This window comes from Oryzobacter terrae (assembly GCF_042756445.1).
Classification (GTDB): domain Bacteria; phylum Actinomycetota; class Actinomycetes; order Actinomycetales; family Dermatophilaceae; genus Oryzobacter; species Oryzobacter terrae.
Genome location: NZ_CP170578.1, coordinates 2620570 through 2638599 on the forward strand (window position 1 = coordinate 2620570; position 18030 = coordinate 2638599).

The 18030-nt window shown below is 73.7% G+C and carries 20 protein-coding genes; 7 read left to right on the plus strand and 13 right to left on the minus strand.

Translation table 11 applies throughout. The features are described 5' to 3' along the window. The first annotated feature begins 34 nt into the window (after nt 1-34). From ACFWN3_RS12400 to ACFWN3_RS12420, 5 genes are all read left to right on the plus strand, one after another. Nucleotides 35-1087, plus strand: coding sequence for a substrate-binding domain-containing protein (locus tag ACFWN3_RS12400; RefSeq protein WP_377640018.1), 1053 nt, complete (start codon nt 35-37; stop codon nt 1085-1087). Between the two features lie 102 nt (nt 1088-1189). After that, nucleotides 1190-2425 carry a Gfo/Idh/MocA family protein gene (locus ACFWN3_RS12405; RefSeq protein WP_377640020.1) on the plus strand — a complete coding sequence of 412 codons (1236 nt, stop codon included), beginning with the start codon at nt 1190-1192 and terminating at the stop codon, nt 2423-2425. 172 nt (nt 2426-2597) lie between these two features. Further along, nucleotides 2598-3728, plus strand: coding sequence for a sugar phosphate isomerase/epimerase family protein (locus ACFWN3_RS12410; RefSeq protein WP_377640022.1), 1131 nt, complete (start codon nt 2598-2600; stop codon nt 3726-3728). Nucleotides 3729-3963: 235 nt separating this feature from the next. After that, entirely contained in the window at nt 3964-4971 is a 1008-nt protein-coding gene (locus ACFWN3_RS12415; RefSeq protein ID WP_377640023.1) for a sugar phosphate isomerase/epimerase family protein, read from the plus strand. 65 nt (nt 4972-5036) lie between these two features. Beyond that, a complete protein-coding gene (locus ACFWN3_RS12420; protein ID WP_377640025.1) occupies nt 5037-5663 on the plus strand; it encodes a DedA family protein in 627 nt (208 codons plus the stop codon). 27 nt (nt 5664-5690) lie between these two features. On the opposite strand, the gene ACFWN3_RS12425 is transcribed toward ACFWN3_RS12420, so the two are convergent. Then, complete coding sequence (locus ACFWN3_RS12425; RefSeq protein ID WP_377640027.1) at nt 5691-6230, minus strand: LytR C-terminal domain-containing protein; 540 nt, start codon at nt 6228-6230, stop codon at nt 5691-5693. 8 nt (nt 6231-6238) lie between these two features. Beyond that, nucleotides 6239-6529 (minus strand): type II toxin-antitoxin system VapB family antitoxin, encoded by a 291-nt coding sequence (locus tag ACFWN3_RS12430; RefSeq protein WP_377640028.1) that lies wholly within the window; start codon nt 6527-6529, stop codon nt 6239-6241. A gap of 69 nt (nt 6530-6598) precedes the next feature. Here ACFWN3_RS12430 and ACFWN3_RS12435 point away from each other — a divergent pair, with 69 nt between their 5' ends. Then, nucleotides 6599-8257 (plus strand): helicase HerA-like domain-containing protein, encoded by a 1659-nt coding sequence (locus tag ACFWN3_RS12435; protein ID WP_377640030.1) that lies wholly within the window; start codon nt 6599-6601, stop codon nt 8255-8257. Nucleotides 8258-8269: 12 nt separating this feature from the next. On the opposite strand, the gene ACFWN3_RS12440 is transcribed toward ACFWN3_RS12435, so the two are convergent. The 6 genes from ACFWN3_RS12440 to ACFWN3_RS12465 all read right to left on the minus strand — a co-directional run bounded on the left by ACFWN3_RS12440 (nt 8270) and on the right by ACFWN3_RS12465 (nt 11594). Beyond that, nucleotides 8270-8617, minus strand: coding sequence for a barstar family protein (locus tag ACFWN3_RS12440; RefSeq protein WP_377640032.1), 348 nt, complete (start codon nt 8615-8617; stop codon nt 8270-8272). After that, nucleotides 8614-9075, minus strand: coding sequence for a ribonuclease domain-containing protein (locus ACFWN3_RS12445; protein ID WP_377640034.1), 462 nt, complete (start codon nt 9073-9075; stop codon nt 8614-8616). Before ACFWN3_RS12445 ends, ACFWN3_RS12440 begins: the two co-directional genes overlap by 4 nt. A gap of 14 nt (nt 9076-9089) precedes the next feature. Continuing rightward, complete coding sequence (locus ACFWN3_RS12450) at nt 9090-9482, minus strand: hypothetical protein (RefSeq protein ID WP_377640036.1); 393 nt, start codon at nt 9480-9482, stop codon at nt 9090-9092. An 86-nt stretch (nt 9483-9568) separates the two neighbouring features. Further along, nucleotides 9569-10027 (minus strand): hypothetical protein, encoded by a 459-nt coding sequence (locus ACFWN3_RS12455; protein ID WP_377640038.1) that lies wholly within the window; start codon nt 10025-10027, stop codon nt 9569-9571. A 156-nt stretch (nt 10028-10183) separates the two neighbouring features. Beyond that, the gene (locus ACFWN3_RS12460) at nt 10184-11107 is read right to left on the minus strand and encodes an AEC family transporter (RefSeq protein ID WP_377640039.1); all 924 of its coding nucleotides are present in this window, start codon (nt 11105-11107) and stop codon (nt 10184-10186) included. 115 nt (nt 11108-11222) lie between these two features. Next, entirely contained in the window at nt 11223-11594 is a 372-nt protein-coding gene (locus ACFWN3_RS12465; RefSeq protein ID WP_377640040.1) for a VOC family protein, read from the minus strand. Between the two features lie 60 nt (nt 11595-11654). On the opposite strand from ACFWN3_RS12465, the gene ACFWN3_RS12470 reads away from it, so the two are divergent. Further along, nucleotides 11655-12548, plus strand: coding sequence for a DUF6597 domain-containing transcriptional factor (locus tag ACFWN3_RS12470; protein ID WP_377640041.1), 894 nt, complete (start codon nt 11655-11657; stop codon nt 12546-12548). 24 nt (nt 12549-12572) lie between these two features. Here the strand turns inward: ACFWN3_RS12470 and ACFWN3_RS12475 are convergent, their stop codons facing one another. The 5 genes from ACFWN3_RS12475 to ACFWN3_RS12495 all read right to left on the minus strand — a co-directional run bounded on the left by ACFWN3_RS12475 (nt 12573) and on the right by ACFWN3_RS12495 (nt 17892). Beyond that, nucleotides 12573-12983 carry a TraR/DksA C4-type zinc finger protein gene (locus ACFWN3_RS12475; RefSeq protein WP_377640043.1) on the minus strand — a complete coding sequence of 137 codons (411 nt, stop codon included), beginning with the start codon at nt 12981-12983 and terminating at the stop codon, nt 12573-12575. Nucleotides 12984-12991: 8 nt separating this feature from the next. After that, nucleotides 12992-13327, minus strand: a complete 336-nt coding sequence (locus ACFWN3_RS12480; protein ID WP_377640045.1) for a hypothetical protein — start codon at nt 13325-13327, stop codon at nt 12992-12994. 136 nt (nt 13328-13463) lie between these two features. Then, the gene (locus ACFWN3_RS12485; protein ID WP_377640047.1) at nt 13464-14018 is read right to left on the minus strand and encodes a DUF664 domain-containing protein; all 555 of its coding nucleotides are present in this window, start codon (nt 14016-14018) and stop codon (nt 13464-13466) included. A 59-nt stretch (nt 14019-14077) separates the two neighbouring features. After that, complete coding sequence (locus tag ACFWN3_RS12490; RefSeq protein WP_377640049.1) at nt 14078-15985, minus strand: AMP-binding protein; 1908 nt, start codon at nt 15983-15985, stop codon at nt 14078-14080. A gap of 488 nt (nt 15986-16473) precedes the next feature. Then, on the minus strand, nt 16474-17892 hold the full coding sequence (locus ACFWN3_RS12495; RefSeq protein ID WP_377640050.1) for a hypothetical protein: 1419 nt from the start codon (nt 17890-17892) through the stop codon (nt 16474-16476). Between the last annotated feature and the right edge of the window lie 138 nt (nt 17893-18030).

An 18030-nucleotide genomic window follows, 5' to 3' on the forward strand; every position in this document is an offset into this window, starting at 1 on the left:
ACCCAGCACCGCCCCACCCCTCGAGGAGACCCTCATGTCCCGCACGACCACCATCTCCCGCTCGGCCCGGCTCATCGCCGCGGCCGGCATCCTCGGCCTCCTGGCCGCCGGGTGCACGAGCAACACCCCGGAGGCCACGACCACGGGCTCACAGGCCCCCGCCGGAGCGGGCAGCGACAACGACGCCCCGGGCGAGAAGGTCACCATCGGCTTCTCGGGCCCGGCCGCCGACCACGGCTGGCTCGCCGCCATCAACAGCTCGGCGCAGGCCGAGGCGAAGAAGTACAGCGACATCGAGTTCAAGGCCGCCGAGGGCACCAACGACGCGAGCCTGCAGATCAGCCAGATCGAGACCTTCATCAACGACAAGGTCGACGCGATCGTCCTGCTCCCGACCGACGGTGCGGCGCTGACCGAGGTCGCGACCAAGGCGATGAACGCCGGCATCATCGTCGTCAACGTCGACCGTGAGTTCTCCACCCCGTTCGCCGCCCGCACCACCGTGCTCGGCGACAACTACGGCATGGGCGTCAGTGCCGGCACGTACGCCTGCTCGGTCGTCAAGGAGAAGGGCCTCACCGACGCCGTCGTCGCCGAGATCGCCGGCATCGACGCCCTGCCCCTGACCCAGGACCGCAGCAGGGGCTTCGCCGACGCGCTCAAGGCGTGCGGCCAGACCGTCGACAACCGCGTCGCCGCCCAGTTCACCGTCCAGTCCGGCGAGTCCGAGGCCGCGAACCTGCTTCAGGCCGCACCGAAGATCGACATCCTCTGGAACCACGACGACGACCAGGGTGTCGGCGTCATGGCGGCGCTCGACAACGCCAAGCGCAACGAGATGGCCTTCATCGGTGGCGCGGGCTCCGCGAACGCGATGCGCTGGATCAAGGAGGGCAAGATGGTCGCGACCGTCCTCTACCCGCCGACCCAGGCCGCCGACGGCATCCGCCTCGCCCGGCTCCTCGCGCAGGGCAAGGGCATGTCCGACCTCGTCCAGCCGGCCGTGCCGAAGCGCGTCGTCCTCGACGCCCCCGTCGTGACCAAGGACAACGTCGAGGAGTACCTGCCGCTCGGCTTCGAGTCCTGACGGACCCGACTCTGAGGTGACCCCCGCCGGCCGGTGACGCCGGCCGGCGGGGGACCACCCTCCACCCACCACCCGGGCCGTCGGCCCGCCGGAAGGTGCCTCATGGCCATTGACACCCCCTCCCCGCAGGCTGCCCCCGTAGCGCCCGCCCCGAGCGCGCCCGGCCGCCTCGGCATCGGGATGGTCGGCTACGCGTTCATGGGCCTGGCCCACTCGCAGGGCTGGCGCAACGCCCGCAGCTTCTTCGACCCGCGGCTCGTCCCCGACCTCGTCGCCATCAGCGGCCGCGACGGCCGGGCCGCGTCCGAGATGGCGCGCCGCTTCGACTGGCAGCACGTCGAGACGGACTGGCGCGCCCTCGTCGCCCGGCCCGACGTCGACCTCGTCGACATCTGCACCCCGGGCGACACCCACGCCGAGATCGCCATCGCGGCGCTGGAGGCCGGCAAGCACGTCCTGTGCGAGAAGCCCCTGGCCAACACCGTCGCCGAGGCCCGGGCGATGGCGGCCGCCGCCGAGAAGGCCGCCGCCCGTGGCGTGCGCTCGATGGTCGGCTTCACCTACCGCCGGGTGCCCGCCATCGCCTTCGCGCGCCAGCTCGTCGCGCAGGGCCGCGTCGGGGAGATCCGCCACGTGCGCGCCCAGTACCTCCAGGACTGGCTCGTCGACCCCGAGTCGCCGCTCACCTGGCGCCTCGAGAAGGACCGCGCCGGGTCGGGAGCCCTCGGCGACATCGGCGCCCACATCATCGACCTGACGCACTTCATCACCGGCGAGCGGATCACGGGCGTCAGCGCGACGACCGAGACCTTCGTGCGCGAGCGCCCCCTGCCCGGGGCGAGCACCGGCCTGTCGGCCGAGGCAGCGGAGGGCCGGGGCGCGGTGACCGTCGACGACGCGGCCATCTTCATCGCCCGCCTGTCCGGCGGGGCCCTGGCCACCTTCGAGGCCACCCGGTTCGCGACCGGCCGCAAGAACGCCATCCGCATCGAGGTCAACGGCTCGGCGGGGAGCCTGGCCTTCGACTTCGAGGACATGAACGTCCTGCACGTCCACGACGCCACGGCCGACGCCCGCGAGTCCGGCTTCACCCGGGTCGTCGTCACCGAGACGACGCACCCGTACGTCGAGCACTGGTGGCCCGCGGGCCACGGGCTCGGCTACGAGCACGGCTTCACCCACCAGGCCGCCGACCTCATCGACGCGATCGCGCGCGGGGCCGACCCCGAGCCCTCGTTCGCCGACGGGCTCGCGGTCCAGGAGGTGCTCGCCGCGGTCGAGCTGAGCGCCGCGACCGGCTCGTGCTGGACCCCCACCGACCACCCCGCCGACGGCTGACGGGCCCACCGACGGCTGGCCGCCCCGGCGCCGTCGACCGCCCGGTCGGCACCCGACCGCCCCACGACCCCACACCACCCACCCCGTGGCCGACCACCACGACCTCGACGACGAAGGAGCAGCCCGGTCGCGCTCGATCCCCCTGTCATTGCAGTGACGAAGGAGCAAGCACATGAACACCGACAACGACGTCAACGCCTCGGGCCTGGTCACCAGGCTCGGCCTCAACCGCCGGCAGTTCCTCGCCGCGTCGACCGGCATGGCGGCCGCGGCCGCCGTCGCCGCGCCGTCCGCGAGCGCCGCCCCGGCGGCAGCGGCCGGCAACGCCAACGGGGTGCTCATCCCGGCACCCCGCCGCGGCCTCATCCTCTACACCGTCCGGGACGCCATCTCGCGCGACCCGGCCACCTCGCCGTACGCCTCGGGCTTCCAGGCCGTCTTCGAGGAGCTGGCCGAGATCGGCTACCGCCAGATCGAGTTCGCCGGCTACGGCCAGCACGCCAACGCTCCCGGCGGCAACGTCAACAACCCCGACGGCGCCCGCCTCCTGCGCACCTGGCTCGACGACAACGGGCTGCGGGCCGAGGGCAACCACGGGTCCATCCCCTCGACCGTCACCGACGCCACGCTCGCCTCCTTCGACGCGGCCTGCGAGGTCGCGAACATCCTCGGGATGAGCCACATCGGCACGGGCAACGACCCCACCGGCTCCGCGTACGTCGCAGACTGGGCCCTGGCCGCGGAGCGGTGGAACGTGCTCGGCGAGCGCGCCGGCCGGCACGGGCTCAAGCTCTACACGCACAACCACGACATCGCCTACAGCTTCCTCCTCGACAGCGGCCCGCTCGACGCCCTCGGCCGCCCGACCCGCAGCAGCGGCATCCGCCGTCTCGAGTACTTCCTCGCGAACACGGACCCGAAGCACGTCTACCTCGAGATGGACATCTACTGGGCGCACGTCGCCCAGTACAAGCACCACACCTACACCGCTCCCGACGGCTCCTCGGTGTCGTCGGTCTTCGACCCGGCGGCGGTCGTGGCGGCGCAGACCCAGCGCTTCCCGCTCTTCCACGCCAAGGACGGCAAGAAGAACACGGCGGTGGCCAACGGGTACGAGTTCGCGCCCTTCGGCCTCGGCGACATCGACTACTCGACGTTCCTCCGCCGGGTGGGCGCCAAGGGGTCGCACAACCCGATGTGGGAGCAGGACAACGCCTCGTCGTGGGGCACCGCGCCCTACGCCGGCCAGTCCCTCGCGCTCGCGAAGGTCAGCTACGACAACATGGCGGCCCTGCGGGGCTGACGACGGACGCCAGCCCCGGTGGTGACCTCGTTGGATGCCGTTGCAGCGGCCGAGGTCACCCCGGGACTGGCTCGCCCCACACTCACGAAGGACGTGGACAGGAATTCTATGGGTCGCGGAGGCCGCCCACGTGCCGTTTGGAAGGGTTCGCCCGGCTCCCCCATGGGGGGGCGGGAGCCCGCTCCACGTGGCACCGTCGTCCCGGACCGCGACCCACCCACACGAAGGAGCCCCGATGACACGCCCGATCACCCTCTTCACCGGCCAGTGGGCCGACCTGCCCTTCGAGGAGGTGTGCCGCCTCGCCGCGTCGTGGGGGTACGACGGCCTCGAGATCGCGTGCTGGGGTGACCACTTCGAGGTCGACCGCGCGCTCGCCGAGGACGACTACGTCGCCGGTCGCCGGGCCATCCTCGAGGAGCACGGCCTCGGGGTGTGGGCCATCTCGAACCACCTCGTGGGCCAGGCGGTCTGCGACGACCCGATCGACCAGCGCCACAAGGACATCCTCCCCGCCGCCGTCTGGGGCGACGGCGACCCCGAGGGTGTGCGCCAGCGCGCCGCGCAGCGGATGGCGGACACCGCCCGGGCCGCGGCGAAGCTCGGCGTCGACGTCGTCATCGGGTTCACCGGGTCGGCGATCTGGAAGTACGTCGCGATGTTCCCGCCCGTGTCGGCCGAGACGATCGAGGCGGGCTACCAGGACTTCGCCGACCGGTGGAACCCGATCCTCGACGTCTACGACGAGGTCGGGGTGCGGTTCGCGCACGAGGTCCACCCGAGCGAGATCGCCTACGACCACTGGACGACCGTGCGCACCCTCGAGGCGATCGACCACCGGCCGGCGTTCGGGCTGAACTGGGACCCGTCGCACATGGTCTGGCAGGACCTCGACCCCGCGGCCTTCATCTGGGACTTCCAGGACCGGATCTACCACGTCGACTGCAAGGACGTCCGCAAGCGGGTCGGCAACGGTCGCAACGGCCGGCTGTCCTCGCACCTGCCCTGGGCCGACCCCCGCCGCGGCTGGGACTTCGTCTCGACGGGCCACGGGGACGTGCCGTGGGAGGACTGCTTCCGCACCCTGGGCGCGATCGGCTACGACGGGCCGATCTCGGTGGAGTGGGAGGACGCCGGGATGGACCGGCTCGTCGGCGCCGCCGAGGCCGTGGGGTTCGTCCGCCGGCTGGCCTTCGACCGGCCCGACGCCGCGTTCGACGCGGCCTTCAGCACCGGCGACTGAGGTCCACGGCTGCGTCGGGGGCCGGTGGACAGTCCGGACACAGGGTCGGCTCCGAACCTGAGGACGTGGACGACCTCGTGACCCTCGCGCTGGGCCAGCCGGTGTGGCTGGTCTACGCGGTCGTCGCCGCCCTCGTCTACCTCGAGAGTGCGGTCGTCCTCGGCGTGGTCCTTCCCGGCGAGACCGCGGCGCTCGTCGGCGGGGTCGCCGTGACGCTGGGCCACACCTCGCTGGGGGCCACGGCCGCGGTCGTCGTCGTGGCCGCCCTCCTCGGCGACACCACCGCCTTCCTCCTCGGGCGGTCCGCCGGCCCACGGCTCCTCGGGTCCCGCCCGCTGCGGCGGGCTCGTCGCCGGGTCGAGCGGGCCGCCGAGTCGCTCGCCCGCCGCGGTGGCGCCTCCCTCGTCGCCGCCCGGTTCACGCCGGTGGCCCGCACGGTCGCCCCGGTCCTCGCGGGCAGCGGCGGGATGCCGTACCGGACCTTCCTGCGCTGGAACGCGCTCGGCGTCGGCGCGTGGGGCGTGACGTGCGTGGTGCTCGGCGCCCTCGCGGGCCGGTCGTGGGAGCAGGTCTCCGGCTGGGTGGGGTCCGCGGTGTCGGTCACCGTCGGGGTCGGCGTGCTCGGCTGGCTCGCGGTCCGGGCCGTGCGAGGGCGCCGGGCCCGCCTCGCGCCGGCCGGTGCCGCGGCCTGACGCGGCTGCCCGGTGCTCTCCCCGGCGTCAGGACCCGGTGGGGGCGGGGCACATCGGCAGGGCGTCGGTGGTGCGGATCGGCGCGGGGCGGGTCCACCTGGCCCCGAGGGCGACGTCGACCGTCGCGCCCTTGCGCTTGTCCTGCACGACCGTCGTCCCGTTGGGCAGGGCGGTGCGCAGCAGCGCCGCCTGGGCCTTGCCCGACGGACCGTGCCGGACCTCGGCGATCGCGGGCGGCTTGCGGCTCGACGGGTCGTTGGCCACCGTGCCGATGTCGAAGCCGCGCTCGGCGAGCTCCTTGGAGACCGTGGCCGCGAGCCCGGTGCGCGAGGACGCGTTGTAGACGTTGACCTTGACCTTCTCGGGGGTCAGCGCGTTCGGGTCGTAGGGGGCGCACGTCGGAGCGGGGGTGCGCGCGGAGCGCGCCTGGCTGTCGGCCTGGTAGTACGACCACGCGTACCAGAACGCGAAGAAGAGCACGAGCAGGACGACGCCGATCGTGATGAGCGTGCGCCGCCGACGTCGGGCGTCGACGGAGACCTCGGACTCGGTCGTGTACTCGCTCACGGCTCCCCCTAGAGCGTCAGGACGCGCGCATGGAGCGTGGGTCGCTGGTGGAGGGCGGCCCGCAGGGCGCGGTGCAGGCCGTCCTCGAGGTACAGGGTGCCCTCGAACTCCACGACGTGGGCGAACAGGTCGCCGTAGAACGTCGAGTCCTCCGACAGCAGCATCTGGAGGTCGAGCTCGCGCTTGGTCGTCACGAGCTCGTCGAGCCGGACGAGCCGCGGCGGGACCGTCGACCACTGCCGCGTCGAGTACCCGTGGTCCGGGTACGGGCGCGAGTCACCGACGGCCTTGAAGATCACGCAGTCACTCTAGTGACGGCCTCCCTCGACGACGGGAGCGACGCCCGGCGGGAGGCTAGATTGGCGATCGTGACCGAGACAGGCAGCCCTGCATCCTCCCCCCTCGTCGACGAGATCCGCGCCGGGTACGCGTTCACCGGCGCCTCGCTGGAGTTCGGCGCGGCCGTCGAGGACGGCACCGCCCATCCCGACGCCATCGTGCGGATCCCCCTGTCGGCGATGAACCGCCACGGCCTCGTGGCCGGCGCCACCGGCACGGGCAAGACCAAGACGCTCCAGCTGATGGCCGAGCAGCTCGCCGCGCAGGGCGTGCCGGTCTTCCTCGCCGACATCAAGGGCGACCTCTCGGGGATGGCGACCCCGGGCGAGCCCAACGACAAGGTCACCGCCCGCGCGGCCGACGTCGGGATGGACTGGAAGCCGACCGCCTACGCCACGGAGTTCTACGCGCTCGGCGGCCAGGGCAAGGGCATCCCGGTGCGGGCCACGGTGTCGACCTTCGGCCCGACCCTGCTCTCCAAGGTCCTCGGCCTCAACGCCACCCAGGAGTCGAGCCTCGGGCTCGTCTTCCACTACGCCGACAAGAACGGGCTGTACCTCGACACCCTCGCCGACCTGCGCGCCGTGGTGCAGCACCTCACCTCCGACGAGGGCAAGGCCGACCTCAAGGAGCTCGGTGGGCTCTCGTCGGCGACCGCGGGGGTGATCCTGCGCGAGCTCATCGGCTTCTCCGACCAGGGCGCCGACGCGTTCTTCGGCCTCAACGAGCTCGACACCTCGCACCTGCTGCGGACCACCCCCGACGGCCGAGGCCTGGTGTCGATGCTCGAGCTGCCCTCGGTGCAGGACCGCCCCGCCCTCTTCTCGACCTTCCTCATGTGGCTGCTCGCCGACCTCTTCCACGACCTGCCCGAGGTCGGCGACGTCGACAAGCCCAAGCTCGTCTTCTTCTTCGACGAGGCGCACCTGCTCTTCAACGACGCGAGCAAGGAGTTCCTCGACGCCATCCAGCAGACCGTGCGGCTCATCCGGTCCAAGGGCGTCGGCGTCTTCTTCGTGACGCAGTCGCCGAAGGACGTGCCCGCCGACGTCCTCGCGCAGCTCGGCAACCGGGTGCAGCACGCGCTGCGGGCCTTCACCCCCGATGACGCCGCCGCCCTCAAGGCGGCCGTGAAGACCTACCCGCACACCGAGTACGACCTCGAGGAGCTGCTGACCTCGCTCGGGACCGGCGAGGCCGTCATCACCGTCCTGTCCGAGAAGGGGGCGCCGACCCCGGTCGCGTGGACCCGGATGCGGGCGCCCGAGTCGCTGATGGCGCCCTCGCCCGACGCGACGATCGACGCCGCGGTGGCGGCGTCCCCCCTGCTCGCCGACTACGGCACGGCGGTGGAGCGGGACTCCGCCTTCGAGATGCTCGACCGCGCGGCCTCCGAGCGCGTCAAGGCCGACGAGGCCGCCGCGGCGGCGGCGGAGAAGGCGAAGGTCGACGCGGCTGCGGCCGCCGACGCCGAGAAGGCCCGGGTCGCCGCGGAGAAGGCGGCCGAGAGGGAGCGCCTCGCGGCCGAGAAGGCCCGCGCCGCGCAGGAGCGCCGCGAGGCGACCGAGCCCGGCGTCGTCGAGTCGGTCGTGAAGTCCAGTGCCTTCAAGTCGATCCTGCGCTCGGCCGGCACGGTCATCGGGCGCGAGATCACCCGCTCGATCTTCGGGACCAGCCGCCGCCGCTGAGGGTCGAGCGGGTCAGCGGTCGACGACCGTGGCCCGCAGGTTGTCCTTCTCGTCCTCGGCGTCGCCCAGGAGGCGGACGACCACCTCGAAGACGTCGGGGTGCTCCTCGCGCAGGGGCGCCGTGCCGTCCCAGACGACGTGGACCGGCACGGCCGCCTCGTGGGCCCAGGCGAGCAGGCAGTCGAACAGCGCGTCGTAGTTGTGGCCGTACCAGTCGGGGAAGCGCAGGGCCTGGCCGAACCGCTCGAGGGACTCGTCCTTGTCGACGCCGGCGGGGACGACGCGGACCACCGCGCCGCCCTCGCGCAGTCGCCGGACGAGTGCGGCGATGCCGGTCTCGGGTCCGAGCACCTCGGTCATGGGCCCTCCTCGATGACGCTGAACGAGTCGTAGTGGTCGTCGGTCCAGTACGCGGTGCCGTCGTCCCCGGTCACGATGCGACGGGCGCCGCGGTCGTCCTCGCCCGGCGTCGGCACGGTGTACTCGCGGTACCAGCCCCGGGGCCGGACGGGCAGGAGGCGCTCGCGGTTCTGGAACACCGCGCCGTCCCGCTCGTACGGGAACGGGCCGCCGGCGTCGATGAGGTCGAGGGTCGCCCGCGCCTCGTCGGGGAGCGCCGCGACGCGCACCAGCGGGAGCCCGCTCGCGCCGTCGGTGGCCGCGGCCGACGGGGCCGAGGGCGCGCTCGCCGTGGTCGTCGCGCCGGGACGCGCCTCGTCGGCCGACGGACCGCGGGCCAGCCACCAGAGGCCGACCACGACGATCGCGAGGACGACCGCCGCGGCCAGGACGGTGGCGCGAGACCCTCTGGGCGACACCGGGTCCGCCGGGCTCAGAGGCTGAGGAGTGCGCGGGCGTACGCGCACTCGAGGTCGGCGTCGGTCACCGTGTGGACGTACCCGGGCCGGACCTCGTAGGTGACCTGCCACCCCTCGGCGGTGCGGTGGACGGACTCGAGACGGTCACCGACGAGCTCGCGCAGCTGGTCCTCGCGCGGCAGCCAGAGGGCCTGGTCGAGGGTGACGGAGTCGAGGGCCCACTCGGTCGTCCCGTTGAACCCGAGGAGGGACTGGCCCCGGTACGAGTGCACCTCGACCGTGAGGTCGCTGATCCAGAACACGTCGCCGGTCAGCAGGGCGGCGTCGATGACGAAGCGGTCACCAGGGCGGGGCTCCCAGAGCACGCCGGCGCCCACGAGGTCGCGGGCCAGCTCGACGGTGATCACCGGGCCAGTCTCTCCCGCGACCCCCGCGCCCGCGCCCCGACCGGTCCCGCGGACCGGAAGGGGCTCTCAGGGTTCGACGGCCCCCGTCAGTAGACCCGGCCGCTGAACGTGTCGAGGATGCAGTCCTGGCAGCCGCGGTTGACGCCCTCGACCCGCCCGGCGCCACCGGTGACGGGCGCGCCCTCCTCGGACCACACGACCGACCACGTGCCGAAGGTCCGCCGCTCCCTCGAGTCGGGTCCGCTGAGGCTCATGTCGGCGTCGTAGCGGATGACGACGTCCCCGCCCTCGCACTCCACGCGCTTCTCGCCGCTGAAGCGGATCGTCCTGGGGGACCACTGGTTCGCAGAGCCCGAGAGGTCGCTGACGCTGGTGCACGCCGCCCACGGGCCGGTCGCCGCGATGATCGGGCTCGACGGGGTGAGGAACGACGTCACGACCGTGAACGAGGTCTTCGGCGGGAGCGCGGCGCCGCCGGCGAGGGGCGCGGCGGCGACGGCCGCGAGGGCGATGACACCGAGGGTGGCGACGGGTCGGCGGTTCATGGTGGTCCCTTCTCGACGTGGCACGCGGACCTCCGCCACGATCCTCGCGCCCGGCCACCACGCGCCATGGCTCCATCGGACGGTCCGGCCCGCCACGACCCACCCGTTCGGGCCATGCGTGACCACCCCGCGCGGGGGCGGGCCGGCCGCGACGGCTCAGGGGCCGAGGAGCAGCACGACGACGGCGATGAGGGGGACCGCCCCGATCGTCGTCACGAGGATGGTGTCGCGGGCGAGCGTCGTCGCGCGGTCGTAGCGCGTGGCGTGGACGAAGATGTTCTGCGCCGTCGGCAGGCTCGAGCACACGACGACCGCCAGGAGCGCGGCCCCCGAGATGCCGAGGGCGTGGTGCGCGACCGCCCAGGCCACGAGGGGCTGGACCGCGAGCTTGAGGGTGCTCGTCAGCGCGAGCTCACCCCGGGGCACGCCACCACCGAACCCGGGCCCGAGCCGCAGCGAGATGCCGTAGGCGAGCAGGACACCGGGGACGGCCATCGCGCCGATCAGCTCGACGGGCGCGGCGACGACCTCGGGCAGCCGCCAGCCGGTGAGCGAGAGGACGAGCCCGACGAGCGTGCCGACGGTGAGCGGGTTGGTGAAGGGCCCGACGAGGACCTCGCGCGCCCGGGGCCGCCGCCCGGCGACGTCGGCGTCGAGGACGGCGAGGGCGAGCGGCTGCAGGACGAGCAGCTGGAGGAGGAGCGTCGGCGCGACGAGCGCCGCGTCGCCGAGGACGTAGGCGGCGATGGGGATGCCGAGGTTGCCGGCGTTGACGTACGAGCTCGCGAGGGCGCCGACGACGCGCTCACCGGCGGTGCGTCGCCACCGTCGGGCGGCGAGGAGGTAGATCGTCGCCGGGACCGCCACCCCGACCACCGTCGCGACGAGCGACCGCGAGAGCACGTCGTGGACGTCGGCCCGCGCCACGGTCGTCACGAGCAGGGCGGGGGTGGCGACGAAGAACGAGACTCGGGCGAGGACGCCCTGGGCCGCGAGGTCGACGATGCCGAGGTGGGCGACAAGGGCACCCACCGCGATGACCACGGCGATGGTCGCGAACCCGAGGACGACTCCTTCCACGGCTCCACCCTGCCCCGAGCGGTGGCCGGGGCGCGGCCGCGTCCGTCCCCCGGTCGCGCCCGGGGCTCCGGTGGCGTCTTCGGCGCCGGCGGCGCCGGGGACGGGCGAGCGTCGGTCAGCCCCAGTTGCCCGCGAGGGTGAGGCAGAAGGGGTGGCCGCTCGGGTCGAGCAGGACGCGCCACGTCTCGCCCGGCTGCTCGTCGGCGAGCGTGGCGCCGAGCCCGACGATCGCGGAGGCGGCGGCGTCGAGGTCGTCGACGGCGAGGTCGAAGTGGAACTGCTTGCTGCCGTGCTCGTTCGGCCACCCGGGCGGCTCGTGGTCGGCGAGCGTGCCGAGGCCGAGGGCGAGCCCTCCGGGGCCGCTGAGCATCGCGTACTCGTCCTCGACCGCCGCGACCTCCCAGCCGAGGACCGCCGACCAGAAGGCGGCGTCGCGCCGGGAGTCGGTGCTGTCGAGGGTGACCATCTTCAAGGTGGCGAGTGCCATGGGTGCTGCCTCTCGTCGGGGACGGGTGTCGGTGTCACCGATCCTGCCTAGGCTGCGGTCGTGGCGGCTAGGACAAAGGCGACAGGAGGCGGCGGGGCCACCGCGACGCGCGCGCCGACGTCGCAGCCGACGGCCTCGACCTCCGGCATCCTGCGCCCCGACCTCCTCGCCCGGCACGTCGACGTGCGGCGGTGGGCCTGCGGTCCGGGGGTCGAGCGGTGGGTCGAGAACCACTGGTCGCTGCGCTGGGACCTGCCCGACGGCACGGCGTTCCCGAGCCAGACCCTGCCGCACCCCACGTGCAGCCTCACCCTCGAGGTCGGCGACCACACCCGCGACGGGCTGCCGCCGGGGGAGGTGCTCCTCGTGACCGGGGTCGTCACCCGCCGTTTCGACGTCGAGGTCCGCGGGCGCGGGCGGGTGGCGGGCGTCCGGTTCCGGCCCGGGGGCCTGGCTGCGCTCACGAACGGCCCGGCCCGCGACTGGACCGACGCGGTGGTGCCGGCGAGCGACGTCCTCCCCGACGAGCTCTGCGCCGTCCTCTCCGACCCGGCCCTCGCCGAGGACCCCGAGCGGTGGGCCGCGGCCGCCGAGGACGGGCTCGTCGCCCTCGACCCCGGACCGGACGAGCACCACGACCTGCTCCTCGCCGTGTGCGCGACGATGCTCGCCGACCACGACCTCCTCACGGTCACCGACGTCGCGGCGCGGTTCGCCACCTCGGCCCGGACCCTCCAGCGGCTCTTCCTCGACCTCGTCGGCGTCGGGCCGAAGTGGGTGCTCGCCCGGTACCGGATGCACGACGCCGTCGCCGAGCTCGACGCCGGGTTCGACGGCACGCTCGCCGACCTCGCGCACCGCTGGGGGTGGTACGACCAGGCGCACTTCACCCGCGACTTCACCGCCCTCGTCGGCGTGACCCCGGCGCAGTACCGCGACCGTCCGCGCGCCTGACGACGGCGGCGGCCGGGCGTCGTGTCAGCGCGCGCGGGCGGGGGTGGCGTGGCGCACGCAGGTACGGGCAGTCGGGCGCGCCTCGAGGCGCTCGGGGTCGACCGGCTGCCGGCACACCTCGCAGGTGCCGTAGGTCCCGGCCGCCACCCGCTCCAGGGCCGCCTCGACCTCGAGGAGGTGGGCGTGGGCCTGGGTGGTCAGGGCGGCGAGCTGGGAGCGCTCGTAGGCGATCGTCTGGCCCTCGGGGTCGTGCTCGTCGTCGGCGTTGGAGCCGCGCGAGGCGTCGACGAGCGCGGTCATGTCGTCGGTCATCCGTGCCGCCCGCTCGAGCAGGGCCGCGCGCTCCTCCTCCAGGCGTGCCGCCGCACCCGCCGCACCCGCCGCACCCGCGGCGCCGGCCGTCGTGGTCGGTCCGGTGCCGGTCGGGGAGTCCACGTCACCAGTCAACTCCCTCCCTCCGACAGGGCCTGCTCCTCGTCGTCGCCCGGGTCCCACTCGCGTCGCGGGGCCGACAGGTGGCGGACCATCGCGCGCACCGAGCCCTGCCAGACCAGGGCCGCGCACCAGAACAGGACCGCCACGATGGCGACGATCCCGATCCGGACGGGGTCCCCGCGGTCGAGGTCGCTGCGCTCCCAGATGCCCCAGACGAGGAGGAACGGCAGTCCGGCGAACAGGAGCAGCTGGGTCACCGCCGCGACGAGCCAGAACCACCGGCCGAAGCGGGAGTCCTCGAGGTACTGACCGAACCGGTACGCGGACGCCCCGCTGCTCGCCACGACGTCGGCTCTCCTCAGGTCCGCACGCACGACCCGCCGCCCGAACCTCCCGGCCACCTCGACCTCCCCGTCTCGCGTGAACGGGATCGTAGGGCTCGGGCCCCGGCTGCGGGGCGATCGCGGCCGGGCGAGGGGGTCAGGGGAGGGTGAAGGGCCGCCGTTCCCCTGGCGGGTCCTCGCCGACCCGCCCGTCGACGTCCTCGCGGATGAGGTCGGCGTGGCCCGTGTGGCGGGCGTACTCCTCGATGAGGTCGACGAGCTGGCGCCGGACGCTCACCTCGACACCGGGCCTGACCTCGAACGTCCCGCCGGGACCGATGGTCCGCACGGCGTCGAGGACGACCCCGCGGGAGCGCTCGACGGCGTCGGCCCACAGCGCGTAGAGCTCGTCCGGCGAGTCGTCGGCGGCCGAGCTCCACGCGAAGGCCCCCGGGTCGTCCTCCGGCATGGCCCGCCACACCGCCGGCATGTCGTGGCCCGCGAGGGTGTGGGTGACGTTGAGGTCCTCCATGTGGGCGAGGTGCTTGAGCAGCCCGCCGATCGTCACCTCGGACGACCCGATCCGGTGCCGCAGCTGCTCGGCCGTCAGCCCCTCGCACTTGAACGCGAAGGTGGCCCGCTGCCGCTCCAGCGACCCGATGAGCGTCTCGGCCTCGGTGCCGGCCCGCGGCGGCTCGACGTACCCCGTCATCGTGCGTCCTCTCCCTCGTGGCTCGCCCCGACGGTACGACGGACCACCGACAGCCGACCTCAGGGAGACGGGCGCAGCACCGGGGTGAGGGCGTCGAGCACCGAGGCGTCCTCGATGGTCCCCGGCACCACCGGCACCGTGCCGTCGGCGATCTCACGCATCGTCTTGCGCAGGATCTTCCCGGAGCGCGTCTTCGGCAGGGCCGCGACGACGTCGACCCGGCGCAGGCTCGCCACGGCTCCGACCTCGTCGCGCACCCGCTGGACCAGCTCGGCGCGGATCCGCTCGCCCTGGGCCGCCCCGTCGACCCCGCCCTTGAGGACGACGAGCCCGCGCGGCACCTGGCCCTTGAGCTCGTCGGCGACCCCGATGACCGCGCACTCGGCGACGTCCGGGTGCCCGGCCAGCGCAGCCTCGATGGACCCCGTCGAGAGCCGGTGGCCGGCGACGTTGAGGACGTCGTCGGTGCGCCCCATGACGTAGAGGTAGCCGTCGTCGTCGACCGAGCCGCCGTCGCCGGTGAGGTAGTACCCCTCGTAGACCGACAGGTACCCGTCGACGTAGCGCTGGTCGTCCTCCCACAGCGTCGGCAGGGTCCCGGGGGGCAGCGGCAGGCGGATGGCGATGGCGCCCTCGGTGCCGCGCGGCACCTCCTCGCCGCGGTCGTCGAGGACGCGGACGTCGTAGCCGGGGACGGGCACCGAGGGGGACCCGGGCTTGATCGGCATCGGCTCGAGGCCACGCAGGTTCGCCGCGATCGGCCACCCGGTCTCGGTCTGCCACCAGTGGTCGACGACGGGGACGCCGAGCGTGGAGGTGGCCCACGCGTAGGTGTCGGGGTCGAGCCGCTCGCCCGCGAGGAAGACGGTCTCGAGCCGGGACAGGTCGTACCCGGCGAGGAGGGACCCCGTGGGGTCGTCGCGCTTGATGGCGCGGTAGGCGGTGGGCGCGGTGAACATCGCCTTCGCGCCGTACTGGGCGCACACCCGCCAGAAGGCGCCGGCGTCGGGGGTCCCCACCGGCTTGCCCTCGTAGAGGACGGTGGTCGCGCCGGTGAGCAGGGGTGCGTAGACGATGTAGGAGTGGCCGACGACCCAGCCGACGTCGGAGGCCGTGAAGAACGTGTCGCCCGGCCCGATGTCGTAGACGTTCTCCATCGACCAGCGCAGCGCCACCGCGTGGCCGCCGTTGTCGCGGACGATGCCCTTGGGGCGCCCGGTCGTGCCAGAGGTGTAGAGGACGTACAGGGGGTCGGTGGCCTCGACGTCGACGCAGTCGGCCGGCTCGGCGTCGGAGACGAGCTCGTCCCAGTCGAGCTCCTCCCACTCGGTGTCGCGCTCGCCGACCGCCGCCCGCGCCTGGGGTCGCTGGAGGACGATGACCGACTCGGGCTTGTGGCTGCTGCGGTCGAGCGCGGCGTCGAGCATCGGCTTGTACTCGATGACGCGCGTCGTCTCGATGCCGCAGCTCGCCGAGACGACGGCGACCGGTCGGGCGTCCTCGATCCGGGCGGCGAGCTCGGCCGGGGCGAACCCGCCGAAGACGACCGAGTGCACCGCGCCGAGGCGGGCGCAGGCGAGCATCGCGACGACGGCCTCGGGCACCATCGGCATGTAGACGACGACGCGGTCGCCCTTCTCGACGCCGAGGGAGGCGAGCGCCCCCGCGAAGGTCGCGACGCGGTCGAGGAGCTCGCGGTAGGTGAACGTCGCCGCGGTCCCGGTGACGGGGCTGTCGTGGACGAGGGCCGCCTGGTCCCCGCGGCCGTCGCGCACGTGGCGGTCGAGGGCGTTGAAGCACGTGTTGAGCCGGCCCCCGCGGAACCAGCGGTAGAACGGCGGGTTCGAGTCGTCGAGGACGGTCGTCGGAGGGGTGGCCCACTCGATCGCCTCGGCCGCGGCGCCCCAGAAGGCCGTCGGGTCGGTGATGGACTGCTCGTGGGCCGCTGCCCAGGCGCCGGTGCTCATGGGCCCATCGTGCGCAGCCCGGGCGCCCGGCCGCCAGCCCTCCGTCGCCGAACGGTGGCCCGGCGGGCGTCCTCCGCGCCCAGCGGCTCCCTCGCGTGTGCCCAGCCGGTCGCCGGGGCAGCCACCTGAGCACACGCGACGGGAGCTGCCGGCGGGATTCTGACGCGATCTTCACCCTTGGGACACGCATCTTCCGTTGACCTCCGCCGGGTAGGTAACCAAGCGTCAAGCCGCGTTCGTCGCCGCCGTCTCGGAGGTCGGGCCCGCCCCCGTGGCGCCGCAGGGTGGGGCGCTCGAGGGAGCCCGCCTCCTCGGCGCGGAGCTGGCGGTGTCGGGCGACCTGCCGCGGCACGCGCGGTACGTCCACGTCCGGAGCGCCTGACCCCCTGGCACGCGGACGGCCGGCCCGACCTCTCGGTCGGACCGGCCGCTGACCCGCGGATCACCGGGAGCGCGCGCACCACCCAGAGGGGCGCGACCCGGGTGGCTCACCAGCCGGTGACCCCACCCACGGTGGAGGTCGGCGCGGTGCGCGACGGACGGTCGGTCGCCAGGCCCGTTGCGCCGCGCAGGGCGACGGGTCCGGTCGGGAAGTCCTCGAAGGTGCCCGCCGCGTCGATGACGAGCGGCGTCGTCCCGACCCGGTTGTGCACCCGGAAGTCCGCGCCCGTCAGCTGCGTGATCGTCATGTTCGACACGACCTGCCCGGCGTAGGGGTTGAGGTTGCTCACGGTGGGCCTGGCGATGCCGGCGGGCCACAGGGTGAGGACGGTCGTGACCGTCGGCTGCGCCGCCGTCGTGTTCGTGACGACGGCCCGGGTGGCGGGCCCGGCGATGGTCGACGGCACCGTGACGACCTTCTCGACGTTGGACCCGAGGTTGGTCGCCAGGCCCTGGCCGAGGCGGGAGTCGACGAATCGCCTCGGCGACGAGAGCGACTTGAACCGCCAGCCGCTGTCACCCTCCTGGGCCGTGAAGTAGACCCCGACGACGTCGACGACGATGTGGACGGCGCCGGTCGAGGCGTTCGCGACGCCGAAGCGCGGCGTGTTGGCCAGCTCGCACTCCGGGGGAGAGCAGTGGCCGACCTTGACGATGGACATGTTCGGGACGGTGCGCCCGGCCGCGAAGTTCAGCGTCGAGGTGGCGGGGATGCTCGACGGTCCGTCACCGTTGAACACGGTGATGTGGCCCTGCCGGGTCGGTGCGACGGCGGTGACGTTGAGGGCGACGGCCTCGACGCGCGCGTTGAAGTCCACGTCCTCGAAGTCCACCGACGCCCACAGGTACTCCTGCGGCCCGAGCGGGATGCGTCCCCAGTCCTGCTCGAGGCGGGTGTCGACGAGGCGGGTCGGGTCGGTCGCCTCGTAGGACCCGAGCGCCGTCGACGTGCTCGACGCGGAGTGGTAGTACCCGACGACGTCGGCGACGGCGTGGGTGAGGCCCGCGGCGTTGAAGATCCGGACCTTCCCGCCGGTGCCGATCGGCACGGTGACGAGGTTGGCGCCCGTCCAGCCGGCGTTGAAGTTGATCGACGACGCGGTCGGGCGCGCCATCGTCGCCGGGTGCGCGGTGAGGTAGCCGCGCCTGGTGGGCGCGACCGCGGTGAGGTTGAGGACGACCGCGGAGACGCCCGCCGTCGGCACGCCGCCGCGACCGGTGACCTGGAGGTCGATGCTCTTCCCCGCGCCGATCGGGGTCGTCGTCGTGACCCCGGTCCTGCGGCGGGTGTCGAGGAGGCGGGCCGGGGTGAGCGGCGTGTAGGCGCCGGTGGGCGCGATCGCGGCAGCGGCGGCAGCGGCAGCGGCGGGCGCGGGGGCCGCGGTCGCGACCGCGGGCTGGGTGGCCACGACGAGCGCACCGAGGGTGGCAGCCGAGGCGAGGACGGTCAGGGTGTGGCGACGCATGGTGACGGAGTTCTCCCAGGGAGAGGTGTGAGTCGTGGTAGAGGGAGGGTAGGCCCGAAACCACGCACGGCGCGCGACCTCGGGCGAAACGTTGCGAGATCTCGCAGGCGACCGGCGGCGGGCCGCGCGCCGCGGTGG